General features: G+C 57.6%; 19 protein-coding genes. 6 read left to right on the forward strand and 13 right to left on the reverse strand.

Going from position 1 to position 23,156, the window contains the following annotated elements; translation table 11 throughout:
• Window positions 1-24: 24 nt before the first annotated feature.
• From QPL94_RS08360 to QPL94_RS08375, 4 genes are all read right to left on the reverse strand, one after another.
• On the reverse strand, window positions 25-1,089 hold the full coding sequence (locus QPL94_RS08360) for a TRAP transporter substrate-binding protein (RefSeq protein ID WP_285356740.1): 1,065 nt from the start codon (window positions 1,087-1,089) through the stop codon (window positions 25-27).
• Window positions 1,090-1,127: 38 nt separating this feature from the next.
• Window positions 1,128-1,931 carry a putative hydro-lyase gene (locus QPL94_RS08365; protein WP_285356741.1) on the reverse strand — a complete coding sequence of 268 codons (804 nt, stop codon included), beginning with the start codon at window positions 1,929-1,931 and terminating at the stop codon, window positions 1,128-1,130.
• Between the two features lie 107 nt (window positions 1,932-2,038).
• Window positions 2,039-2,950: a LysR family transcriptional regulator gene (locus QPL94_RS08370; RefSeq protein ID WP_285356742.1), complete on the reverse strand. Its 912-nt coding sequence runs from the start codon at window positions 2,948-2,950 to the stop codon at window positions 2,039-2,041.
• A complete protein-coding gene (locus tag QPL94_RS08375) occupies window positions 2,950-3,402 on the reverse strand; it encodes an Lrp/AsnC ligand binding domain-containing protein (RefSeq protein ID WP_285356744.1) in 453 nt (150 codons plus the stop codon). The genes QPL94_RS08370 and QPL94_RS08375 overlap by 1 nt, the downstream gene beginning before the upstream one ends.
• Window positions 3,403-3,560: 158 nt before the next feature.
• Here QPL94_RS08375 and QPL94_RS08380 point away from each other — a divergent pair, with 158 nt between their 5' ends.
• Both QPL94_RS08380 and putA read left to right on the forward strand, forming a co-directional pair.
• Window positions 3,561-7,073 carry an NAD-glutamate dehydrogenase gene (locus QPL94_RS08380; RefSeq protein WP_285356746.1) on the forward strand — a complete coding sequence of 1,171 codons (3,513 nt, stop codon included), beginning with the start codon at window positions 3,561-3,563 and terminating at the stop codon, window positions 7,071-7,073.
• A 169-nt stretch (window positions 7,074-7,242) separates the two neighbouring features.
• Window positions 7,243-10,872, forward strand: a complete 3,630-nt coding sequence (putA, locus tag QPL94_RS08385; RefSeq protein ID WP_285356747.1) for a bifunctional proline dehydrogenase/L-glutamate gamma-semialdehyde dehydrogenase PutA — start codon at window positions 7,243-7,245, stop codon at window positions 10,870-10,872.
• Between the two features lie 65 nt (window positions 10,873-10,937).
• On the opposite strand, the gene QPL94_RS08390 is transcribed toward putA, so the two are convergent.
• The 3 genes from QPL94_RS08390 to QPL94_RS08400 are packed head-to-tail and all read right to left on the reverse strand — an operon-like array spanning window position 10,938 to window position 13,634.
• Window positions 10,938-11,582, reverse strand: coding sequence for a DsbA family oxidoreductase (locus QPL94_RS08390; protein WP_285356748.1), 645 nt, complete (start codon window positions 11,580-11,582; stop codon window positions 10,938-10,940).
• A complete protein-coding gene (locus QPL94_RS08395; RefSeq protein ID WP_285356749.1) occupies window positions 11,579-12,928 on the reverse strand; it encodes a dicarboxylate/amino acid:cation symporter in 1,350 nt (449 codons plus the stop codon). The genes QPL94_RS08390 and QPL94_RS08395 overlap by 4 nt, the downstream gene beginning before the upstream one ends.
• Before the next feature lie 13 nt (window positions 12,929-12,941).
• The gene (locus QPL94_RS08400) at window positions 12,942-13,634 is read right to left on the reverse strand and encodes a pseudouridine synthase (protein WP_285356750.1); all 693 of its coding nucleotides are present in this window, start codon (window positions 13,632-13,634) and stop codon (window positions 12,942-12,944) included.
• Window positions 13,635-13,708: 74 nt separating this feature from the next.
• On the opposite strand from QPL94_RS08400, the gene mtgA reads away from it, so the two are divergent.
• Together mtgA and QPL94_RS08410 are read left to right on the forward strand one after the other, a co-directional pair.
• On the forward strand, window positions 13,709-14,410 hold the full coding sequence (gene mtgA, locus QPL94_RS08405) for a monofunctional biosynthetic peptidoglycan transglycosylase (protein ID WP_285356752.1): 702 nt from the start codon (window positions 13,709-13,711) through the stop codon (window positions 14,408-14,410).
• A gap of 36 nt (window positions 14,411-14,446) precedes the next feature.
• Window positions 14,447-15,073 (forward strand): LysE family translocator, encoded by a 627-nt coding sequence (locus tag QPL94_RS08410; protein ID WP_285356753.1) that lies wholly within the window; start codon window positions 14,447-14,449, stop codon window positions 15,071-15,073.
• 7 nt (window positions 15,074-15,080) lie between these two features.
• Here the strand turns inward: QPL94_RS08410 and QPL94_RS08415 are convergent, their stop codons facing one another.
• Window positions 15,081-15,782 carry a lytic transglycosylase domain-containing protein gene (locus tag QPL94_RS08415; protein ID WP_285356755.1) on the reverse strand — a complete coding sequence of 234 codons (702 nt, stop codon included), beginning with the start codon at window positions 15,780-15,782 and terminating at the stop codon, window positions 15,081-15,083.
• Window positions 15,783-15,954: 172 nt separating this feature from the next.
• Between QPL94_RS08415 and QPL94_RS08420 the strand changes: the two genes are divergently transcribed.
• Entirely contained in the window at window positions 15,955-16,485 is a 531-nt protein-coding gene (locus tag QPL94_RS08420) for a shikimate kinase (protein ID WP_285356757.1), read from the forward strand.
• A 28-nt stretch (window positions 16,486-16,513) separates the two neighbouring features.
• Here the strand turns inward: QPL94_RS08420 and QPL94_RS08425 are convergent, their stop codons facing one another.
• The gene (locus QPL94_RS08425) at window positions 16,514-16,690 is read right to left on the reverse strand and encodes a DUF1328 domain-containing protein (RefSeq protein ID WP_285356759.1); all 177 of its coding nucleotides are present in this window, start codon (window positions 16,688-16,690) and stop codon (window positions 16,514-16,516) included.
• Window positions 16,691-16,952: 262 nt separating this feature from the next.
• On the opposite strand from QPL94_RS08425, the gene QPL94_RS08430 reads away from it, so the two are divergent.
• Window positions 16,953-17,843, forward strand: a complete 891-nt coding sequence (locus tag QPL94_RS08430) for a DMT family transporter (protein WP_285356760.1) — start codon at window positions 16,953-16,955, stop codon at window positions 17,841-17,843.
• Here the strand turns inward: QPL94_RS08430 and QPL94_RS08435 are convergent.
• The 4 genes from QPL94_RS08435 to QPL94_RS08450 all read right to left on the reverse strand — a co-directional run bounded on the left by QPL94_RS08435 (window position 17,840) and on the right by QPL94_RS08450 (window position 23,147).
• Complete coding sequence (locus QPL94_RS08435; protein ID WP_285356761.1) at window positions 17,840-18,577, reverse strand: maleate cis-trans isomerase family protein; 738 nt, start codon at window positions 18,575-18,577, stop codon at window positions 17,840-17,842. The two genes, QPL94_RS08430 and QPL94_RS08435, sit on opposite strands and share 4 nt — an antisense overlap.
• Window positions 18,578-18,583: 6 nt before the next feature.
• Window positions 18,584-20,473: a sensor domain-containing diguanylate cyclase gene (locus tag QPL94_RS08440; RefSeq protein WP_285356762.1), complete on the reverse strand. Its 1,890-nt coding sequence runs from the start codon at window positions 20,471-20,473 to the stop codon at window positions 18,584-18,586.
• A gap of 92 nt (window positions 20,474-20,565) precedes the next feature.
• The gene (locus tag QPL94_RS08445; protein WP_285356763.1) at window positions 20,566-22,284 is read right to left on the reverse strand and encodes a bifunctional protein-serine/threonine kinase/phosphatase; all 1,719 of its coding nucleotides are present in this window, start codon (window positions 22,282-22,284) and stop codon (window positions 20,566-20,568) included.
• 20 nt (window positions 22,285-22,304) lie between these two features.
• Window positions 22,305-23,147 carry a formate/nitrite transporter family protein gene (locus QPL94_RS08450; protein ID WP_285356764.1) on the reverse strand — a complete coding sequence of 281 codons (843 nt, stop codon included), beginning with the start codon at window positions 23,145-23,147 and terminating at the stop codon, window positions 22,305-22,307.
• Window positions 23,148-23,156: the final 9 nt, after the last annotated feature.

Here is a 23,156-nt window from a genome sequence, read left to right on the forward strand (position 1 = left end):
TCGCCGTTGTGGGTGAGAAGCGTATTACTTGGACGCGTTCAGACCGGTTACTTCACCTACGGTTTCGTTCCAGCGGTCAACCCATTCCTGGTCGACGCGCTGTGCCCAGTTAGGCAGCAGGGTTTCTTCCAGGTGGCGAGAAGCCTCAGTGAAGTCACTATCGGTGGCCTCCACCAGGGTCATGTCTCCGGCGTCACCGCGGGAGCATTCGCCGTTGCCGGTCAGGCAGGCGATGCCTTCTTTGGTCTCATCCACTGCGGAGGCCCACACCGGGTCTTCATAGTTTTCCTTGATTTCAGCGGTCAGCCACTCCTGGGTTTCCTCTGAAAGCGAGTTCCATTTCTTGCCATTCATGGCGGTCACCACGTGGTCCCAGCCACCTACCGGCAGCGGGTACAGATGAGTAGACACTTCATGCCAGCCAGAGCTGTAACCGGACAGGGAACCGGTTACTGCGCAGTCGATAACGCCGCGCTGCAACGCGCCGGGTACTTCGCTGAAATTCAGCGTGATGCCTTCGGCGCCCAGCGCCTGGAGGAATTCGGCGGTGGTACGACCGCTGGCCCGAACCTTCATGCCCTTGAGGTCACTCAGGCCGTCGATATCGGCGTTGCAGAACACCATTTGCGAAGGATAAGGGACAACGGCCAGCAGTTGAGCACCGTCGTACCGTTGTTTAAATGCATCCGCGAGAACCGGACGATAGGCTTCCGCCACTTTGCGCGCGGTGTCCACGTCGGGAGCGATCATGGGCATGTCCAGGGCTTCCAGTTCCGGGGCATCCTCAACTGCGTAATCGGCTACCGTGGAAGTGACCTCAATGACGTTACGGTCCATCAGACGAAAGACCTCACCGCCACCCAGGCCCATCTGGTCAAAGGTGGTGACCTTGGTGGAAATCTGGCCATCGGAGGCTTCGGGAACGTGTTTTTCCCAGAACGGACGTTCGAAGTTTTGATAGAGGGACAAACTGCTCCAGCTTCCCACATAGTTAAAGCTGGTCTTGTCCAGGTCCTGCGCCAACGCCAATGAGTTGGCAAATGCCAGGCTCATCAGGGAGGCTGCAACGAGGGTTTTTCTTGTATTCATGGTGTTTTCCTCATGGTCTTCGTCGGGGTTGGTTCTTTTCAGAACAGGGCCAGGCTGTTGTCAGGAATATCCGTGACTAGCATGTGCCCCGGGCTGTGGGTGATGGCGAACTCGATACCGGAATCGATCAGGACCTGCTGTGGTGTAACACCACAGGCCCAGAACACCGGAATTTCATTCTCACCCACGGAAACGGAGTCGCCGTAATCCGGTGCACTCAGATCGGCAACGCCGATCAGGGATGGGTTGCCGAGGTGCACGGGAGAACCGTGAACCTGCGGGTAACGGGTAGTGATCTGGATGGCACGGATGGCGTCAGCGGCCACAAACGGTCGCATGGAGACAACCAGGTTGCCGCCAAAACCGCCCGCTGGCGTCAGTGGTACCGAGGTGTTGTACATCGGCACGTTTCTGGCTTCGTCTATATGGCGAACCTGAAGCCCGGCGCTGATCAGGGCGTGCTCAAAGGTAAAGGAGCAGCCAAGCGCAAAAGTCACCAGGTCATCCCGCCATTCTTCTGCGACATCCGTACAGGTGTCACTGACCTGGCCATCGCGGTAGATGCGGTACGCTGGCACATCGCGGGCAATGTCCAGATCACGGCCTAAAAGGGTGCAGGTGCGGGCGCCGGGTTCACTGACAGCGAGCAGGGGGCATGGTTTGGGGTTGGCCTGGCAGAAACGGAGGAAGCCCGCGGCCTGGGATTCCGGCAGGATGACCAGGTTGACCTGGACATACCCACTGGCAAGCCCGGACGTTGGCCCGGTCAGGCTGCCTTCTCTCGCGGCCTGGCGAACAGCCTGGGGTGTTGAGTGTGCGTCCAGCTGAGCGATGCTTGTCATGTTTCTGCCCGATAGATGAGTTTCTTACATTTAAGGCAGAATTAGTGATTAACACAAATCGAAATTTGGGATCAGTTTCGATAGAAAAAATGGATCACCCATGGTTTTCAACGCTCTGCGGGGGACTGTTCGACCAATCCCGCGCGCTCTTTTGCGGTTATCAGTGCAAGTTCTGCAATGGCGTGTACGACACTGCTGGTTGGTGCTGCCCTGTAGGCCGCAATGAAGGTGAGGTCCGGCACGGTTGCATCAACCTCGAATTGCCGCAGCACGCCAGCGTCCAGTTCACGCTGAAGAATCTCCCGGGGAAGGGCACTGACCCCCAGACCGTCCACCGTCATGCGGATGATGGTTGAAAGCGAAGAGCAGGAATGAACGCGTGTGGAGTGGTTCATCGGGTCCACCAGTGAACGGATGGCAATGTAGGGCTCACTCTTTCTTGGATAGGTAACGATTGGCCAGGTGGCGAGCTCGGCGAGAGACATGGGCTGGTCAGGAATGTCGAGCTGGGGGCTTGCGACCCAGGTCAGCGAGTAGCGGCACAGGTCACGGTTGGTAATGCCGGGTTGGTTGACGCCGCCCATGAGGAAAGCGATATCGATCTCGTGATTCTTGAGTTTCTCCGCCAGGTTGAGGGAGATATCCACGTCCAGTTCAAGGTTGATAGCCGGGTAGGCTTCGCTCACACGTTCCAGCAACTGGGGGAGCCAGGTATGGGCAATGGTTTCCGAGACGGCAAGGCGAATGGTGCCCTGGATGGACGATGGTTTGGCGACGGCCTGCAGCATCTCTCCGTGCAGGCTCAGCATTTTCTCGGCATAGACCAGGAATTCCCGGCCCTTGGCGGTCAGGGTGATCTTCTTGCCGGAACGATCAAACAGCTCTATTCCAAGCTGGTCTTCCAGCCCGGCAATACGGGCCGAAACCGACGGTTGTGAGGCGTAGACCCTGCTGGCGGCAGCGCGGAAACTGCCCAGTCTGGCTATCCAGACAAACGTTTCCAGGGTGCGGATGTTCATCAGATCCCGGCATCCTTGACGCTCTCCATCACCACAAATGTACTGGTCTGCAGCACGTGGGGCAGGGCGGATATCTGCTCTCCCAGCACCTGCCGGTACTCCGCCATGTTCCGGGTGCGTACTTTCAGCAGATAATCGAAGTTGCCGGCAATCATGTGGCACTGTTCCACTGCCGAGATCTTTTTTGCCGCAGTGTTGAACGCCGTCAGGGCACTGCTGCTGGTGTCGTTGAGGGTGACTTGTGCAAACGCGATGTGGCTTTGCCCGAGTTTGGTCTGGTTGACCAGGGCGGTGTAGCCGGTGATGTAGCCCTGCTCTTCCAGGCGCCGCATGCGAACCTGACACGGCGTTTTCGACAGTCCTACCCGTGACGCCAGCTCTGTCACTGTAATCCGTGCGTGCTTCTGCAGTTCGCGAATGATGGAGTGATCGATTCTGTCCAGTTCGACCATAATTTCATTTCCCGGCTAGATATACGGCTATTTATGCCCACGAATATAATCAAAATACCTGCACATTAAAACTATATGGCCAAAGGGTCTTCGCTGAGTTGGCTATACTGGAGATGTTCAGTGATACACGCGCCAGTTGATAGTCCCGGAGACCACCGATGACCCTTTCCGAAGCCAAACAAAAACAAACGCTGCTGGAACAGCTCTCAGATGCCCTTGAGGGGGAGGATTACGACCCCGACGACTCGCGAAACCTGCGAGAGATTGTCACCACGATGCTGGAAGAGTCCCGGTCGTGGGACGACGGGCTGCTACACCAACTGACTGAGAAGTTGGGAGAGGGGCCCGGAAAACGCTTTGCCGGCATGTTCAGTGGTGGTTTTCCATCGAGCTACCGGTCGAAGTTCTCTATAGAGGATGCCGTTGACGATATTCAGCAGATTCAGTCCATAGCCCTGACTTCCGACGTGCCCATGCGGTTCTACCACCCCTCTGAGCAGGGGACTCAGGAACTGAGTTTCAAACTCTACAGCCAGGGTAAGTCGGTGATCCTGTCGGATGTGATTCCGATTCTGGAAAACCTTGGTATGCGAGTGCTGGGGGAACATCCCTACCGTATCCGGCGGCGTGACGGGGAACAGTTCGGGGTCAGCGATTTCACCGTGCAGTTCCATTCCCGTTGCCGCGGCGCCGATATTGAAAAGGCCAAGCCCCTGCTGCAGGAAGGATTCCGCGAGATCTGGAATGGCTTTGCGGAAAATGACAGCTTTAATCAACTGATGATGGCGGCCAGTCTGGGCTGGCGTGAGGTCAGTGTGCTGCGGGCTTATTCCCGCTATATCAAGCAACTGCGTTTCGGGTTCAGCCAGCCGTTCATTGCCGACACCCTGGCGCGGCACCTGGATATTACCGCACTGCTGGTCGGGTTCTTCAACGCCAGGTTCAATCCCGGTGCTGCGGTGGCTGAAAGCAGGGAGTCAGAGACTGCAAGGATCGAGGGTGCCATTCTGGAGGCTCTTGAGGCGGTCAGCAGCCTCGATGATGACCGCATCCTCAGGCGGTTCTATCTGCTGATCAAGGCCACCCTGAGAACCAACTATTTCCAGCGTCAGGAGACCTGCGAGTTTAAGGGATACCTGTCGCTCAAGCTTGACCCCTCCTCCATTCCTGATATCCCCAAACCCTGCCCGCGTTTCGAGATATTCGTGTGCTCACCGCGGGTAGAAGGGGTTCACCTCAGGACAGGGCCGGTGGCCCGGGGCGGGTTGCGCTGGTCCGACCGCAGCGAGGACTACCGCACCGAAATTCTCGGGCTGGTGAAGGCCCAGCAGGTGAAGAATTCGGTGATTGTGCCTGTAGGCGCCAAGGGAGGGTTTATTGTCAAACAGCCGCCGGAAGACGGCTCCCGGGAGGCGTTGAGGGAGGAGGGCATTACCTGTTATCAGACGTTCATCCGCGGGTTGCTGGATCTGACCGATAACCTCGATGAAGGCGAAGTGGTGCCACCGGCGGAGGTGGTTCGGCACGATGGCGATGACACCTACCTGGTTGTGGCGGCCGACAAGGGCACGGCAACCTTCTCTGATATTGCCAACCGGCTGGCCCATGAGTATGGCTTCTGGCTGGGAGATGCGTTCGCCTCCGGCGGCAGTGAGGGCTACGACCACAAGAAGATGGGGATTACCGCGCGTGGAGCCTGGGAGTCGGTCAAGCGCCACTTCCTGGAGAAGGGCATCGACACCCAGGCCGAGGAATTTACCGTGGTTGGTATCGGGGACATGGGGGGAGATGTGTTCGGCAACGGCATGCTGTTGTCGGATCGTATCCGCCTGATCGGCGCGTTCAATCATCTGCATATCTTTGTTGACCCCGAACCGGATGCAGCGGCGTCTTTCGCCGAGCGCAAGCGTCTGTTCGAGTTGCCAGGCTCAAGCTGGGCGGATTATGACGAGCAAAAGATCAGCGAAGGTGGCGGTGTCTTTTCACGGGCCGCAAAGTGGATTCCCGTATCGCCGCAAATGCAGGCCTGCCTGGGCATCAAGGCAGATCGCCTTCCGCCCAATGAGTTGATCAGGGCGCTGCTGAAGGCGCCGGTGGACATGCTCTGGAATGGTGGCATCGGCACTTATATGAAAGCGGCAAGCGAATCCCACGAAGACGTTGGTGACAAATCCAACGATGCCGTGAGAGTCGATAGCCATGAGTTACGGTGCAAGGTGCTGGGCGAGGGCGGTAACCTGGGCTTTACCCAGCTTGGCCGCATTGGCTTTGCCCGTGCGGGAGGGGCGGCCAACACCGATTTTATTGATAACGCCGGCGGGGTGGATTGCTCTGACCATGAGGTGAATATCAAGATTCTGCTCAATGAGCAGGTACGGCGTGGGCAGATGACCCTTGAACAACGCAATCATGTGCTCAGGGCAATGACCTCTGAGGTAGCAGCGCTGGTGCTGCGCAACAACTATCGCCAGGCCATGGCATTGTGCCTGGCACAAAGCGGTGCGGTTGCCACCATGGATGAATACGAGCGGCTTATGCGGCGGCTGGAGGCCGAAGGCAAGCTTGACCGGGCTCTTGAATTCCTGCCCGACGATGATGAGCTCAGGGAACGGCGGGAGCCGGCCTCCGGTCTTACTCGTCCGGAGCTTTCCGTACTGATTTCCTACGCCAAGATCGAACTCAAACAGGCATTGCTGACCACGTCGATTGTTCACGACGATCGCTTTATCCAGGCGCTGCATTCGGCGTTTCCGGCATCGTTACTGGAGCATTTCCCCGAGGCAATTGACGCCCACCCGCTGCGTGCGGAAATTTCAGCCACCCAGATCGCCAATGACATGGTCAATCGCATGGGCATCAGCTGGGCGGACAAACTCCGTAATGCGACTGGTGCCGACAGTGGCCGGATTGCCGCTGCCTACCTGATCTCCCTCCGGATCCATGACGTAGAGACTCAATGGAAGGCCATAGAGGCGCTTGATGGAAAGATCAGCTCCGCTGTGCAGGCAGAACTGTTCAGTGACGTCATTCGCCTCGTCACCCGCAGCACCAGCTGGTTGCTGCATAACCGCCGGAGCAATCTGGATCCGGCCTCCTGTGTCGACCATTACCAGGAGCCCCTGGCCGAGGTGCTGGCCTCTCTGGAGCGCCTCGGATCGGTGATTCCTGCAAGTCGCTGGCAGGAACGCTATGATAAGTATTGTAAGCAGACAGTTCCGCAGGGGCTGGCAGCTTACGCTGCATCTGCGGAAAGCCGTTACTGGCTGATGGACATCATCGAGATTGGCCGTCAGCTGGGGCATGACCTGAAGTCGGTCGCCTGGGTGTATTTCAGTCTGGGGGAAGGCCTTAACCTGACCTGGCTTGATCGGCAGATGCTTTCCTTCAGGGCCCGCGGCCACTGGCAGGTGCTGGCAACGCTCCACTACCGGGATGAGCTGGACCACCAGTTGCGGAATCTCACCTCGGGTGTGCTTTCCACAGGTACCGGTGGAGAGGGCGCCAAGGCGTCGCCGGAGCAGATGCTCGAAGCCTGGCGTGAAGATAAACAGGCGCCCCTGGCCCGTTGGCACCGGATGCTGGGAGACATGCAGACAGCGACGGTGATGGATTGTGCCGTCTTTTCCGTGGCTCACAGCATGCTTCGGGAGTTGGCTGCAAAGGCAGAATGATCGACTGATCGAGTAACTTCGTCTAAAAATTAATCGTGCGACAGGAAAAATATTAATTTTAGTACATCAAAAAAGCCTGAATACCGCGCCTGGCTGGTTTTTACAGTCAAATAGTCTTTGTCGTTCCCGGTAGAATGCGGGAAAGACAAACAACTGAGAGGGTTCAACCATGAGACCGCAGCAATCAGAGACGCCTGAGCTCGTCGATAGCCGTCAGGCCATCCGCGATTATTATCTGGCCGACGAATACACAGTCATCAATGAAATGATTGCTGGCGCTCAGTTGACCGAGGCAGAGCGTAAGGCGATTTCCGCCCGCGCAGCCGAACTGGTGCGCAGAGTCCGAAAGAATTCAAAGTCCACCATTATGGAAAAGTTCCTGGCGGAGTACGGGCTGACCACCCAGGAAGGCGTGGCACTAATGTGCCTGGCCGAGGCCATGTTGCGGGTACCGGATAGCGTGACGATCAACGAGCTGATCGAAGACAAGATCACATCAGGCAGCTGGGGTGACCACGTTGGCAAAGCCTCCTCGTCGCTGATAAATACTGCAACCGTCGCCTTGCTGATGACCAGCAAGTTGCTGACGGAGTCCGAGCGCCAGAGCGTGGTTGAAACCCTCCGCAGGCTTCTGAAGCGCATGGGTGAACCGGTGATTCGCAAGGTGGCCGGTCTTGCCATGAAAGAAATGGGGCGGCAATTTGTGCTTGGGCGCGACATCAAGGAAGCCCAGAAAGCCGGCGAAGACTACATGAAAAAGGGTTACACCTATTCCTATGACATGTTGGGGGAGGCAGCCCGCACGGATCACGATGCCCAGGGTTATTACAATTCCTATTCCAACGCTATCGACAGTATTGCCAGACATTGCCAGGGCGACGTTCGCAAGAACCCCGGCATATCCGTCAAGCTCTCTGCGCTGCTTGCAAGGTATGAGTACGGCAATAAAGAACGGGTGATGAAAGAGCTTCTGCCCCGGGCTAAGCGACTGGTCAAGAAAGCTGCTGCCGCCAATATGGGCTTCAATATCGACGCCGAAGAACAGGATCGGCTGGACCTCTCAATGGACGTTATTGAAGAGCTGCTGAGGGATCCTGAACTGGCAGGCTGGAATGGCTTCGGCGTGGTGGTGCAGGCTTATGGCAAGCGGGCGCCTTTCCTGATCGACTGGTTGTACGGTCTGGCTGAAAAATACGACCGTCGCATCATGGTGCGGCTGGTGAAAGGCGCCTATTGGGATGCGGAAATCAAGCGTGCCCAGGTGATGGGCCTGGACGGGTTCCCGGTATTCACCCGCAAGGCCTGCAGTGATGTGTCATTCCTGTCCTGTTCCACCAAACTGCTGAACATGACCGACCGCATTTACCCGCAGTTTGCGACCCACAATGCGCATTCAGTGTCCGCTATTCTGGAGCTGGCGAGGGTTCGTGGTGAAGCCAATTACGAGTTCCAGCGCCTGCACGGCATGGGTGAGTCCCTGCACAGCCAGGTAATGAAAGAGAGCGGCGTTCCCTGCCGGATCTACGCACCGGTCGGCGCCCATAGGGAACTGCTGGCGTATCTGGTGCGTCGTCTGCTGGAGAACGGCGCCAACAGCTCCTTTGTCAACCAGATTGTGGACGAAGACATTACGCCGGAGATGATCGCGAAAGACCCGATCGATTCGGTCAGGGAAATGGGCAAAGACATTTCCAGCAAGGCAATTACCCATCCATTGAAGATCTTCGGCGAGCACCGCCGCAACTCCAAAGGCTGGGATCTCACTGACCCGGTCACCATCGAGGCCATCGAAAAGGGCCGTGGTGCCTACAAAGAGCATCAGTGGAAAGGCGGGCCGCTGATAAAAGGCAAGGTATCTGGCACTGAAGTTCAGGTAGTGCGTAATCCGGCCAACCCGGATGATGTAGTTGGCCATGTTACCCAGGCTAACGAAGCCGATATTGACACTGCAATCACTGCCGCAGATAAAGGGTTCAAGTCCTGGTCCTCCAAATCTGCAGAAGAGCGGGCTGACTGCCTGCGCAAGGTGGCGGATCTTTATGAAGAAAACACTTACGAGCTGTTTGCACTGACCTGTCGAGAAGCGGGTAAATCCCTGTCGGATGCTGTGGCTGAGATTCGCGAAGCAGTAGACTTTGCCCACTTTTACGCCAACGAAGGCGTTCGCTACAAGGATAGCGGTGAAGCTCGTGGTGCAGTGGTATGTATTTCACCCTGGAACTTCCCGCTGGCGATCTTTACCGGCCAGATTCTGGCCAACCTTGTGGCGGGCAATGTGGTGCTGGCCAAGCCAGCCGAGCAGACATCATTGCTGGCCTTTCGCGCGGTTGAGTTAATGCATGAGGCGGGCATTCCCAAAGATGCCATCCAGTTGGTACCGGGCACCGGTGCGACCGTCGGTGCGGGCCTGACCTCGGATTCCCGTGTCGCCGGGGTATGCTTCACCGGCTCTACCAACACCGCCAAGATCATCGACAAGGCCATGACAGATAATATGGAACCGGACGCTGTCATGGTGGCAGAGACCGGTGGCCTGAACGCCATGATCGTCGACTCCACTGCACTGCCAGAGCAGGTGGTCCGGGATGTTCTGGCATCTTCTTTCCAGAGTGCCGGTCAGCGTTGCTCGGCGCTGAGGATGCTGTATGTCCAGAAGGACATCGCCGATAGTCTGCTGCACATGCTGTACGGCGCCATGGAAGAGCTGGGCATTGGTGATCCGTGGCTGCTGTCCACGGACGTAGGCCCGGTCATTGATGATCCATCTGCGAAGAAAATCATTGATCACTGCAAGAAATTCGAGAACAAGGATCAACTCCTGAAAAAACTGTCAGTGCCGCACACGGGTAACTTTGTGTCTCCTGCGGTGCTCAGGGTGAACGGCATTGAGGATCTGGAAGAAGAGATCTTCGGCCCGGTACTGCATGTTGCTACCTTTGATGCGAAAGATATCGATAAGGTCGTGGATGACATCAATGCGAAGGGCTACGGCCTGACTTTTGGCATCCATAGTCGTGTAGACACTCGGGTTGACCGTATCGCCAGTCGAATCAAGGTCGGCAACACCTACGTTAACCGCAACCAGATCGGTGCGATTGTCGGCTCCCAGCCGTTCGGCGGCGAAGGCCTGTCGGGTACCGGCCCCAAAGCCGGTGGTCCTCAGTATGTGCGCCGGTTTATGAAAGGTGAGACGGTTCAGAGTGTGACAGAGTCGGGTGGCGATAAAGTGGATGCCAAGAAGCTGAAAAGCCTGATCGGCAAGCTCGACAAGATGGATGCCCAGGAGCCAAAAGCGCGAATCGAGGCCATGAAGTCGATCTTTGACTCGGTTCCCGAGCCATTGGACGCCCACGCCGAGGAAATGCCAGGGCCAACGGGTGAATCCAACATACTGACCAACCACGCCCGTGGCACGGTGCTATGTCTTGGCCCCGATAAGGAAACTGCCATCGAACAGATGACCATGGCTTTGGCTCAGGGCAATAAAGCGGTGGTAATTGCGCTGGGTATTCAACACACCCTGGATCGCGCTGCCAGGGCTGGCCTGCCGGTAGTCGGCGTAGAAGGCCGCCTGGAGCCGGATGCCGTTGAAAAGGTTAATGGTTTCGAGGCTGTGGTCAGTTGTGCAAAACCGTCACTGTTGAAGCCGTATCGCCAAGCGCTGATGAAGCGTGACGGCGCCTTGTTACCACTGATTACCGAGCACAAGCTGGATCAGCGGTACGTGATTGAGCGCCATCTGTGTGTGGATACCACTGCAGCCGGTGGTAACGCCAGCTTGATCGCAGCCTCCGAGTAACGGTTGACCTTGCCGGACAACCCCCAGGGAAGGGGGGTGTGCTGGTAATTACCGCCGGGGGCCGCTCAGGCAGACCCGGCGATTTCCCGAAAGGCTTTTACCAGCGTTTCAGGTTCCTGCGCGCCGGACACCAGGTATTTCTGGTTGATGATGTAGGCAGGCACGGCGGAAACACCCGCCTGCTGGTATTGAGCCTCATCCTGCCGCACGGCATCCGCGTACAGGTCTGAAGCCAGAACCTCGCGGGCTTTGTCGCCGTCCAGCCCTATGGCTTCCACGCAGTAAACCAGCACCTCCGGGTTTGAAATATTCTCCGCGCGGCCAAAATAGGCCTCGAAGAAGGCCATCTTCATAGCTGTCTGCTTTCCCTGTTCTCCTGCCCATTTCACCAGCCTGTGGGCATCAAAGGTATTGCGGGTATGGCGTTCCTGAAGCTTCTCGAAGTTCAGCCCCAGGTCGCTGGCAATATCCATCATCTGCGCCTGACTCGCTTTCATCTCGTCTTCGCTGCGCCCGTATTTACGGCTCAGGGCCGGCAGGATAGGCTCGCCATCGCCGGACGGATCCGGGTTCAGCTCAAAGGCATGCCATTCGATGGTGAATTCCATGTCGTCTTTCAGGGCCGCCATGGCCTTTTCCAGGCGGGCATAACCAATGGCGCACCAGGGACAGGCGATGTCGGAAACGATGTCGATTTGCACGGTTGTCATGGGAGCTCCTCGGAAACAGGGTTGTCAGCTAGCCGTTTACCGGACCAGTTCTCCATCAGCCGGCAGGTGACCAGGTCGCCGGTGACGTTGATGGCAGTACGACACATATCCAGAATTCGATCCACTCCCATGATCAATGCAATGCCACCGGGCGGAATGCCAACAGTCTGCAACACCATCGCGAGGATGACGATACCCACGCCCGGCGTTGCCGGTGAGCCGATGGAGGCACCTACCGCCATGGCGACGACCAGCGCCATACTGCCCATGCTGAGATCAATACCGTAGACCTGCGCCAGGAAAACTGTCGCCACGGCCTGGTACAGCGCTGTGCCGTTCATGTTGATGGTGGCGCCGAGAGGAATGACGAACTGCGACACCGAGGGCCGTACCCCGAGCTTGTCTTCAGCGGTGCGAATCGACAGCGGCATCACGGCCGCGGAGCTGGAAGTGGAGAACGCAAGCAGTAAAACGTCACGGCTGTCCTTGATGAACTGCACAGGGGGCTGGCCGGCCAGCAGCTTCAGGATCAGCATGTACAAACCGAGCAGAAGCAGCAGCCCCACCAGAACCGTCACCACATAGGATGCCATACCCATCATGGCCTGGAAGCCGATCGTGGTGGTCAACTGTGCCATCAGTCCGAACACGGCGTAGGGCGCGAGCCGCATGGCCCAGCGCACGACGGTCATGCACACCTGTTGCAGGGAGTCCAGCAAGTCCAGCAGGGGCCGTGATTTTTCCGGAGCCATACTCACCAGTGCGATGCCGACGATGATGGAGAAAATGACCACCTGCAGCATCTGGCCTTCCACCATGGCATCCAGTGGATTGCCGGGAAGCAGGCCGATCAGGGTTTTGGGAAGTTCGTCCACGCTGGGCATGGTTGCTGCCGCGGTCGTGCCTTCCCCGGATGAGACAGTACCCGCAAGACCAGTCATCATGCTGCCGGGATTCATCACGCTGCCAACCCAGAGCCCGATAGAGGCAGCGATGGCCGTGGTGATGACGAAAAAGCCGGTGACTCGCAGCCCCATCTTGCGGAGCTGGTCCAGGTCTTCGCTGGCAGCAAGGCCGCGGACGACGGAGGCAACGACCAGGGGAATCACGATCATCTGGATTGTGGCCAGGAACAGCTGCCCGGGGAATGCCAGCCAGTTACCAATCAGCGTGCCCGTCGCGGGCTCGACAAGACCAACAGAGGGGCCCAGCAAGGTGCCCGTCACCAGCCCCAGGAACATGCCTACGAGTACCTTCAGCCAGAGCCGGTCCTGGACAAGACCTGACAGATAGCTGCTCAGATGCCGCAGCGGTCGGGGATAGTAGCTTGAGTTGTTTTCAGTCATGGTCGGGCCTTTATCAGACTGAGCTGATCTCCGTTTCTGTCAGCGGGCGGTAGGCGCCGGTCGTAAGGCTGCCATCAAGGTGAATGTTGCCCATCCTCTCCCTGTGCAGTGTCGTTACTCGATTGCCGACGGCATGAAACATGCGTTTTACCTGATGATACCGGCCCTCGTATATAGTGATTCTTGCTTCCCGCTCGCCGAGCAGTTCGATCTGGGCAGGAGAGGTTCTGAGCTGCTCGAACTGGAACCAGATGCCTTCGGCGAACCGTTCGGCGGTCTCTGGTGAGATGGCACTGGCGGTAGAGACCCGGTAGACCTTTGGTATCCTGATTTCCGGTTCGGTAAGCCGGCGCGACCAGGCGCCATCATTGGTCATAACCAGCAATCCGGTACTCGCCCGGTCAAGCCGCCCGGCAATATGCAGGCCGGTGTGCAGGTTGTGGTTGATCAGCTCCATTACGGTTTTGTGAACCTCGTCGGATGTGGCGCTGAGGTACCCTGCAGGCTTATGCAGCATCAGATAACAGGCCGGCTCACCCGGCTGTATAACCTTGCCACGGCAGGTCACCGTTGAGAAACGGTCCACTTCCCGGGCCGCTTCCCGGCAGGCAACACCATTGATCGTTACCGCTCCTGCGGCAATCAGTGCGTTGGCCTGCTTGCGGCTGACACCGTTTTGATTACTGAGAATTCGGGAAAGCTTCATAGGGTCAATGTTATAGTCTTGTCAGACTTTCTGCGCTTGAACGACGATACCTACAATCGGTTGATGATAACACTGTGGCTCGACATTCTTTGATCCGGAAATCCCTGAGAACGTTTGCCTGGGCCCTCGCCGGGGTTTTGTTGCTGGTGATCGCAGCGATTTTACTGTTCCGGTTCGTAAACCCGCCCACATCCGCCTTCATGCTCGGACACCTTCTGTCCGGCTCCGGCCAGGAGCTGAGGCAGGAATGGGTCAGCCTGGATGATATCTCACCCTGGATGCCGCTGGCGGTGGTCGCCAGTGAGGACCAGCGCTTTCCGCACCACCACGGTGTGGATTTCGGTGCCATCCGTAAGGCGTTGGCGGAGTACCAGGCGGGCCAGGGTTTGCGCGGCGCGAGTACCATCACCCAGCAGACGGCCAAAAACCTGTTCCTGTGGAACGGGCGCAGTTTTATACGCAAGGCACTGGAGGCGGGGCTTGCACTGGGTATCGATGCGCTCTGGCCCAAGCGGCGGGTTATCGAGGTGTACCTGAATATTGCCGAGTTTGGTCACGGGGTCTACGGCGTAGAGGCCGCCAGCCGCCTCTATTTCGGTGTACCTGCCAGCCTTTTGTCTCAAACCCAGTCGGCCCGGCTTGCAGCGGTTCTTCCCAACCCGAAAGTACTCAGCGCTGCGAGTCCCTCTGCCTACGTGTGGGAAAGAGTCGCATGGATTCGGGGACAGATGGCACAGCTTTCGGGTTTGCGTTATCTGCAGGGGTTGTATAATTAACGGTTTCGTCACCTTCAACGTGAGAGTCTGTTTGTGGTGTCCCTGAACCTGGCCTTGTTGTCCGCCTTTATTCCAACGTTCTTCGTGGTGTCCATTACCCCGGGCATGTGTATGACCCTGGCGCTGTCGCTCGGCATTACCATTGGCGTGAAGCGGGCGCTGTGGATGATGGCGGGTGAACTGGTCGGCGTTGCTCTGGTGGCGACGGCGGCAGCAGTGGGAGTGGCAACCTTTATGCTGAAGTACCCGACAGCCTTTGCGGTATTCAAGTATGCCGGCGGTGCCTACCTCGCATGGCTTGGCATCCAGATGTGGCGATCCAGGGGCAAAATGGCGATGCCGGAGGAGGACGCGGAGCCGGTTGAAAGCTCACGCTTGCAGCTGGCGCTTCAGGGGTTTGTGACGGCAATTGCCAACCCAAAGGGGTGGGCTTTTTTCATAGCTCTGCTGCCACCGTTTATTGACAGCAAACTGCCAATGGCGCCGCAGCTGACGGCGATGATCCTGATTATTCTGGGCCTGGAGTTCCTTTGCTTGCAGCTCTATGCCCACGGCGGCAAAACGTTACGCAAGGCCTTGAAACAGGGCGGAGGCGTTCGCACGGTCAACCGGGTGGCGGGAAGCCTGATGATACTGGTTGGGGCGTGGCTGGCGTTTGGTTAATGCTGTATCAGTTACTTGCATACCGTTCATGAAGGATGCCCACCCGCTCCACGTAAGCTCGGGTTTCGGCGTAGGGCGGTATGCCGCCGTGGCGCCCGACAGCACCCGGGCCAGCATTGTAGGCGGCCGTTGCCAGCCTGGTATCGCCGTTGAAACGTTTGAGCATACGGGCGAGGTAGTTTACACCGCCGCGGATGTTTTCCGGGGCAACCATGGCGTTGCGAACACCCAGCTCTTTTGCGGTGGCCGGCATAAGCTGCATCAACCCCTGGGCGCCCTTGGGTGACAGGGCTTTATCATTGAACGCCGACTCGGCGTGGATGACGGCCCGTACCAGTGCCGGGTCAACATTGAATTCGCTGGCAGCCGTACTAATTTCGTCCCGGTAGGGCTTCAGGAACAGCGGGGTGGTGCGCCAGTTCACGTTGGAGTCCGGGTCGCAGGCGTAGCAGTGGAATCGGATGACGTCGAAATTTGAGCTGGCGGGTTGTATGCCACTGTAGGCAACCACACCGTTGTCGTCCCTGTAACGGTAAACCACTTCATCCTTTGTGGAAGCCCGTTTCTGGCTGCTGCCCTTCACGTTGGTATACTCCACCCTCCCATCAGGGTGGACAATGCGCTTGATGCTGTCCGCCATTCCCGGCGCGGAAAACGCCAGTAGCATCAGTGCCAGCGATGAAGCGATGAAGGTTTTGCCGCTCGTCATTGTTTGCTCTTGTACTGCCCGATCAATAAACGCGGCTGTCTGCCATTTGTTTCAGCCTTTCGCCTGATTATACGGCTATAGTTGCTTGAAGAAACCGCAATGTGTGTCGCAAAAGTGTTACTTTTTCAGTATAGCCGGTCAGTTCACATTATTGGCGGATTCCGGAGGTAAGGTGCCTGCGAACAAAACAGCGAGCAATGTTGTGCTCATCGGTATGCCGGGTAGTGGTAAAAGCACGGTCGGGGTGCTGCTGGCGAAGCGGCTGGGGCTGGGGTTTATTGATACTGATCTGCTGATTCAGCAGGAAGCAGGCCGTACCCTGCAGGACATTGTCGATGGTGATGGCTATCAGGCACTGAGAAGAATAGAAGAGCAGGTGTTACTCCGGCTGGAGGTGCAGCGCCAGGTCATATCGACCGGCGGCAGTGCGGTCTACAGTGAAGCGGCGATGCAACATCTGAAAGCCGATGCTGTTGTGGTGTTTCTGGATATTCCGCTGGGCGTGGTACTTGAGCGTATTGGTGATTACAGCGCACGGGGTATTTCCCGTCGCCCGGATCAGTCGCTGGAAGACCTGTTCACTGAAAGGTATGAGCTCTATTCCCGCCTGGCTGATGTCGCTATTGATTGTGTCGGCAAGGACCACGAAGAGGTGTGTGACGCCGTGCTCGTAGCCCTGGCGCGAGCCCGGGCGGCACGTTGAAGCCTGCCGCCGCCGGGTGTACTTGTATCTAGATCTTTGGCCCCCGGCCCTTCATGGCATTGGCAACCAGGGATATGACAAGCAGGATGAGGAAAATAAAGAACAGAACTTTTGCAAATCCTGCAGCTGTTCCAGCGATACCGCCAAATCCCAGTACACCGGCGATAATCGCGACGACGAGACATACGACAGCCCAATAGAGCATATCCTTTCTCCTATCAGATGGCTTCGTATTTAAACGTGGCACATGCATCGGAAAGGCACAAACAGAGGATCACTGCGAACGGCTCCGGAATGGAGATGGAGAAGCATAAAATAATGTTTTTTAGGCGTATTTCTGATTGTTGTCGGTTGATTAATGTTTACTAAGGTACGATCCGTCGCTAAACATTGCTATTGTCTACCCAATAAACCCGGGAGAATTCTGATCCGTTCCCACCCACGTCTGACAATTCGCGGTTAAGCGTATGCCCCAGATTTTCTACTCGTTTTTTGTGCCGGCCCTGTTCGTCTGGTTGTGGAGCACGGGCTTTATCGGTGCAAAATTCGGTTTGCCCTTTGCCGAGCCTTTTACACTCCTGCTGATACGCATGCTGTTCACGCTGGCGTTACTCAGCGTACTCGCGTGGTTCCTGAAAACCCGCTGGCCCGGATGGCGTGGCGCCGGTCACCTGGCGGTAACCGGTTTGCTGGTTCACGGCTGCTATCTGGGCGGCGTGTACTACGCCATTCAGGGCGGCATGCCCTCGGGAATTATCTCGCTTATTGTTGGTTTGCAGCCACTGGTGACTTCTGCGGTGGCGATCCTGGTCCTGAAAGAGAGCGTTTCGTCCCGTCAGTGGCTGGGGCTAGCGCTTGGTCTGGTAGGCGTCAGCCTGGTGCTGGCGGAGAAGTTTGGTGCCGGCACATCCGGTACGGACTTTCCCCTGTGGACACTGATCTGGGCGGCGCTCTCCCTGGGCGGCATTTCCCTGGGTACCGTCTACCAGAAGCGTAATGGCACCCAGGCGGATCTCGTCGCCGGAACCTTCATTCAATACAGCGCCGCGGCAACGTTTTTTGCCGTGGGCGCTTTTGTCTTTGAAACCCGTGCAGTGGAGTGGGCCCCGCCGCTGATATGGTCGATGGTCTGGCTGGTTTTCGGGGTCTCGATCGGCGCAATCCTGCTGCTGATGTGGCTGATTCGCCGTGGTGCGGCATCACAGGTGGCAAGTCTGTTCTACCTGGTGCCGCCGGTGACTGCTCTGGAAGCGTTCTGGCTGTTCGATGAACGGCTGGGTGTGCTCGCAATGATCGGTGGAGCCATATCCATCACCGGCGTTGCCCTGGTGGTCACGCAGCGGAAGCCGGCTTCCTAATCCCACGGGTTTACCCTGAACAGGGAGCCCAGGCCCGGCTGGGGTGTGAGCTTGCCGCATAACCTCAACCCCTCCCAGAAACTGACCTGGTTGGCCGTTAGCACCGGCTTGCCGGCAGCCGCGTCCAGGTCCTCCAGCCAGGCAGCCGAGTGCAGCGCGGTATCCGGCACCAGTAACGCATCGGCGTCAGGGTGATTGTTGTCTGTCGCGAACCGTAATACGGCCTCTCGCTGCAGCGTGCCTACCTCTGCGGCGGTGACAATGCCGTGGCTGGTCATGTGCACCACTTCGATATCGAAATGCTCCAGAAACGCCTTGAACAGCAGGGCAACGTCCCTGGGATAGGTCGCTGCGATGGCGACACGCTTCGCATTGATTGCAGTAACAGCCCGTGCAAACGCCATCGCCGTGGTGGAGGCCGGGATGTGGAGCAGGTTTTCCAGCGTTTCGATCTGTTCGCGTATGCCGTCCAGGCCCCGAACAAAGCTGGCGCTGGTGGACGTCCACAGAACGGCTTCCAGGTTCCTGTTCTCAAGCTGCCTTGCGCCTTCACTCAGACGTTGTGGGCTTCCCATCTCTGTGAGTGCTTCCACAGTGTGGGCATCTTCATTGAATTCTGTATGGATGACGGTCACTTCAGACGCCGGCGAACTCATCGCTGCCAGCCGTGGATAGTCATCTTCAGCGGCATGGCCGGGGTAGAGGAAAGCCATCCGGGCGGTTGTTGTGTTCATTTTGCCTCAACCATTCTGGACCGTTTCAGCGTTATACAGTGTAACCCGGTTGCGTCCCTCCTGCTTCGATTGGTAAAGCGCCTGGTCAGCGCGCTCCAGAAATGTTTCACAGGTATCTGCCGGTGTCGGAACTGCCGCGCAGGCGCCCAGGCTGATGGTCAGCTTCAGTGGCCCGATCCGTGTTGGTACAGGCCTGGATGCGATGCCTTTCCGGATGCGGTCTGCCACCAGTACAGCGGTCTGTTGGTCGGTGGCAGGGAGCACCACACAAAACTCCTCTCCGCCATAGCGGGCTACCATGTCAGCTGGCCAGCGGGAATGTGCCTGAATACGCTCGGCGATCACCTTCAGGCAGTCATCACCCGTCTGGTGGCCATGGGTGTCGTTGACCGGCTTGAAGTGGTCCACATCGATCAACAGCACGGCAATACTCTTGCCGTCGATGGTGGCTCGCTGAAACGTGTGTTTCAGATAACGTTCCAGGGAACGGCGGTTGCTGATATCGGTAAGCTGGTCGGTATCGCTGAGCTGTTGCAGTTTGCGGTTTACCTCCCGGAGTTCCTCGGTGCGTTCCTGGACTTTCTGCTCAAGTGTCTCATTGGCCTTGAGCTGCACTTCCAGCGCTCTGGCTTGCGCCTTCTGAGCTTCGCGCTGCAATTGGATGCGCTGCCGGCTTTCGGTACTGATGCGGTCGGTAATGGCCAGCGACAGGAAAATAGCCTCTATGGCCGCACCAATCTGCCAGCTGTGTTCGGTAAAGTTGTTACTGGGAATCAGCGCCCAGGATTTCAGACTGTAAGTCAGGCCGCCAATGATCAGCATAGTCCAGGCAATGAGGAAGTATCTGGCGGCCGGATTGCCCTTGCACAGGCTGTTCCAGCCAACGACCCAGAGTGTGAGTGCCGTGACAGATGCCAGGGGATTAGCAAGGCGGATGGACAGGTAATAGTCCACGAACAGGCTCAGGCTGGCAATGACAAGAGCGGCAAACTGGATCGCGACGACCAGCCGGTCAAGACGGGGTTGCTGGTCCCGGGTGGTCAGCAGTACCCGCGTGAACTGCATGATCATCCACATCGCCAGGCTGACCAGTACAGACATTGCCTCCCGCGACCACCAGGGACTCTCCAGCCCGAAGTACTGGTAGCCCAGGCCGTTGAACAGAGTAAAGAACAGGCCCTGATGCACCACGATAACGCCGATGTAGTAGCCGTAGACCCGGTCCCGCAATGTCACCAGCAGGAACAGACTGAATACCGTCATGGTGACAATCAGGCCCTGGAAGAATGTCAGCCAGGAGCGGCTGGTCAACTCGGTTTGCTGCAAGCCATCGTCGGTGTGGAGGTACAGGGGAATGGTGAGGGTGTCGGCGCTGGCGGCATAGAGGTAGAAGTCAGCGTCAGTGTCTGGAGGCAGCGTGATCGGAAAAATAAACGTTTGTGATGTGTGAGGGCGTTCTGCCGGAGGCACCAGGCGCCCGGACTCAATTTTCTCGTACTCACCCCCTCCCCGGGGGTGATAAAGCGTCAGTCTGTCGACGAAAAGAGACCGGAATTCCAGGTAGCGGGTGAGTGACTCGGTGCCGGGATTCTTGAGCCGGAACCGCACCCAGTGGCCGGCACTGGTGTAACCGATGTTGAGCACCTCCCGGGTGATCGGGGTGAACTGTTCGCCAAGGGCGCGGACATCGGGCAGGTCCAGAGAGCGGTCAGGGTCTTTGAGGTGTTCAATGTGTGGCCCGAGTGACAGGCTGTCCTTTCCCTGTGTAACGTTAACCGGGTCCAGTGCCAGCGCGCTGGGGGCGAGGACCAACAGAAGGCACAGCACCACCGCAAGCCGACAGATTGCCGCCGCTGGATTCTGCAGGATTGGCCGGTGGCCCATGGCGCGTTGCAATGGTAACTCTCGGGTTGTTCGCTGGAAACTTGCACCAATACTAGCCAATTGTCGCGAAATTTGGGTTCTAAAAAGTATTCGGAGTGTTGGTTTTATGTAGCAAGAAGGTAGACAACAGCACAGACCAACAGGGCCGATACACTCTGCCAGAAAGCCACGGGATTACGCTCGAGTAACGGCGGGCGGGTTTTGTTGAGGAAGTTCTGGTTGGGGTGGCGTAGGTCGAAGGTAAACTCGGACAGTTCCTGATAACGCTTGTCCGGGTTCGGGTGTACCGCTTTTTTGATGGTTTCATCGATCCAGGCGGGGATTTCCCGGTCATCGTCCAGTACCGAGGCATAGGTGAGCCGGCGCATGGCCGATGCAGTGCGGGACTTGGCCACCTGGGTGCCGTAGGGGAATCTGCCGGACAGCATGTGATAGGTAAGTACACCCAGTGAATACAGGTCTGAGCAGTTGGTGCCGGTTTCGCCCATAAAGTATTCCGGCGCCATGTACAGCGCGGTACCCGGGATGTCGTTTGGCTCCAGGGTATTGGCCTCCACAATGCCGGCCACCCGGGCGGAGCCGAAGTCGATGATTTTTACGGTGCCGTTGGTGTCAATCATGATGTTGTCGGGGCGGATATCCTGGTGCAGGATTTCCATGCGATGCAGCGCGTAGAGGCCGCGGGCAATCTGAACCACCAGGCCGCGCACCGTCTCCAGATCCGGTTTGGGGTGGTCAATCAACCATTGCTTCAGGGTCTGGCCTTCGATGTATTCGGTCACGGTGTACAGGTGGTTGCGGGGACGATCCTGCAGGCCCGCCTTGAGAACATGGGCGCTGTTCACCCGCCTCGCAATCCACTCTTCCATGAGGAACCGCTCCAGGTAGCCGGGGTCACCCCTCAGGTCTATGGACGGCGTTTTCAGGATCACCCGGGTGTCGGTTTCGGTATCCAGTGCCAGGTACACATGGCTGCGGCTGGTGGCGTGCACTTCCCGGAGAATGGTGTAGCCGTCGAAACTGTGCCGTGGTTCCAGGATGGGCGGAAAAGGCAGGTCTTCCACCTGCCGCTGAATCTCCGCGGATCTCTGCTCTGGCAGTTGGTCCACCCGAATAATCTGCACGCTCAGATTATCGTCGCTGCCGTTGTCGAAAGCAGCCTTGACCATGGCTCGGGCGGCCTGGTCCAGATCTGTCGGGTGTTGACTGATGGTGCCGATCATTTGTTGTGCACTGGCATGTTCGTAGACGCCGTCGGTTGCCAGAATAAACAGGTCGCCCTCTCTCAGCGGCAGCGACTGGTAATCAATCTCCAGTAGCGAATCCATCCCGAGGGCGCGGCCCAGGTAGTTCTCCTGCTGGGAAATCCATAACCGGTGATCATTGGTGAGCTGTTCCAGGGCCCTGTCCCGCAGGCGGTAGATCCGGGTGTCACCGACATGGAACAGGTAAGCCATGGAAGCCTTGAACACCAGCGCACTGAGTGTGCAGACATACCCTTTGTCCTTTTCATACCGGTAAGGACTGTTGCGGGTCTGGGCATGGAGCCAGGAGTTGGTGGCCGTCATTACCCGCTCCGCAGACTTGCGCACAGACCAGGCCTCTGAAGTGCAGAAGTAGTCATCCAGAAAGCTTTTCACCGCCGTTTCACTGGCAATCTGGCTGACGTCGCTGCTACTGATCCCGTCGGCCATGGCAAAGGCGACGCCTTTCATCCCCAGGCGTGGTTCGGCCGGCATAATGCAGCCGTGGAAATCCTGGTTGGATGGCTTGCGGCCTTTGTCCGAATGCTGACCGGCAGAAACCTTCAGATGCCTGCTCATGTTGAAATACAACAGCCCATTTACGCGGGCACGCGGTCAGCACTGGCGCTCTTGGAAAAGTTGCGCTTGGCACCGGTGCGGATGTGGGTGGTGTAGAGAGTCAGGCCGGTAAAGGCGAGGCCACCAACCAGGTTGCCCAGAACCGTGGGAATTTCGTTCCAGATCAGGTAGTCCATCACCGAGAAGCCACCACCAACAATAATGCCGAACGGGAAAAGGAACATGTTCACAACGGAGTGCTCGAAGCCCATGAAGAAGAACAGCATGATGGGCATCCACATCGCCAGTACCTTGCCGCCAACGTTGGTAGAAATCATTGCGCCCACCACGCCCATGGAAACCATCCAGTTGCACAGCATGCCGCGGATGAAGATGGTAAACCAGCCGGCTGCGCCATACTCGGCATAGCCAAGGGTCCGGGCTTCACCGACGCCTGCAATTTTCTCGGCAACGGCGCCGGGTTCGGTATTGAAACCGTAGGTGAAAATAAAGGCCATCATGAAGGCGACGGTCAGTGCACCAGCGAAGTTGCCGACAAAAACCAGGCCCCAGTTTCTCAGGATGGTATTGGTGGAAACCCCGGGTCGCTTGTCCAGCAGGGCAAGGGGAGTGAGCATGAACACGCCGGTGAGCAGGTCAAACCCCATGAGGTAGAGCATGCAGAACCCCACCGGGAAGAGCACGGCACCCAGCAGGAAACTGCCGGTTTCCACCGCCACGGTAACTGCAAATACAGCCGCCAGGGCAAGAATGGCGCCGGCCATGAAAGCGCGGATCAGCGTGTCGCGGGTGGACATGTGAACCTTGGATTCACCGGCGTCCACCATTTTGGTGACGAATTCTGAAGGAACTAGATAGGACATCCTTTAATT

This window comes from Marinobacter sp. SS13-12 (assembly GCF_030227115.1).
GTDB lineage: Bacteria > Pseudomonadota > Gammaproteobacteria > Pseudomonadales > Oleiphilaceae > Marinobacter.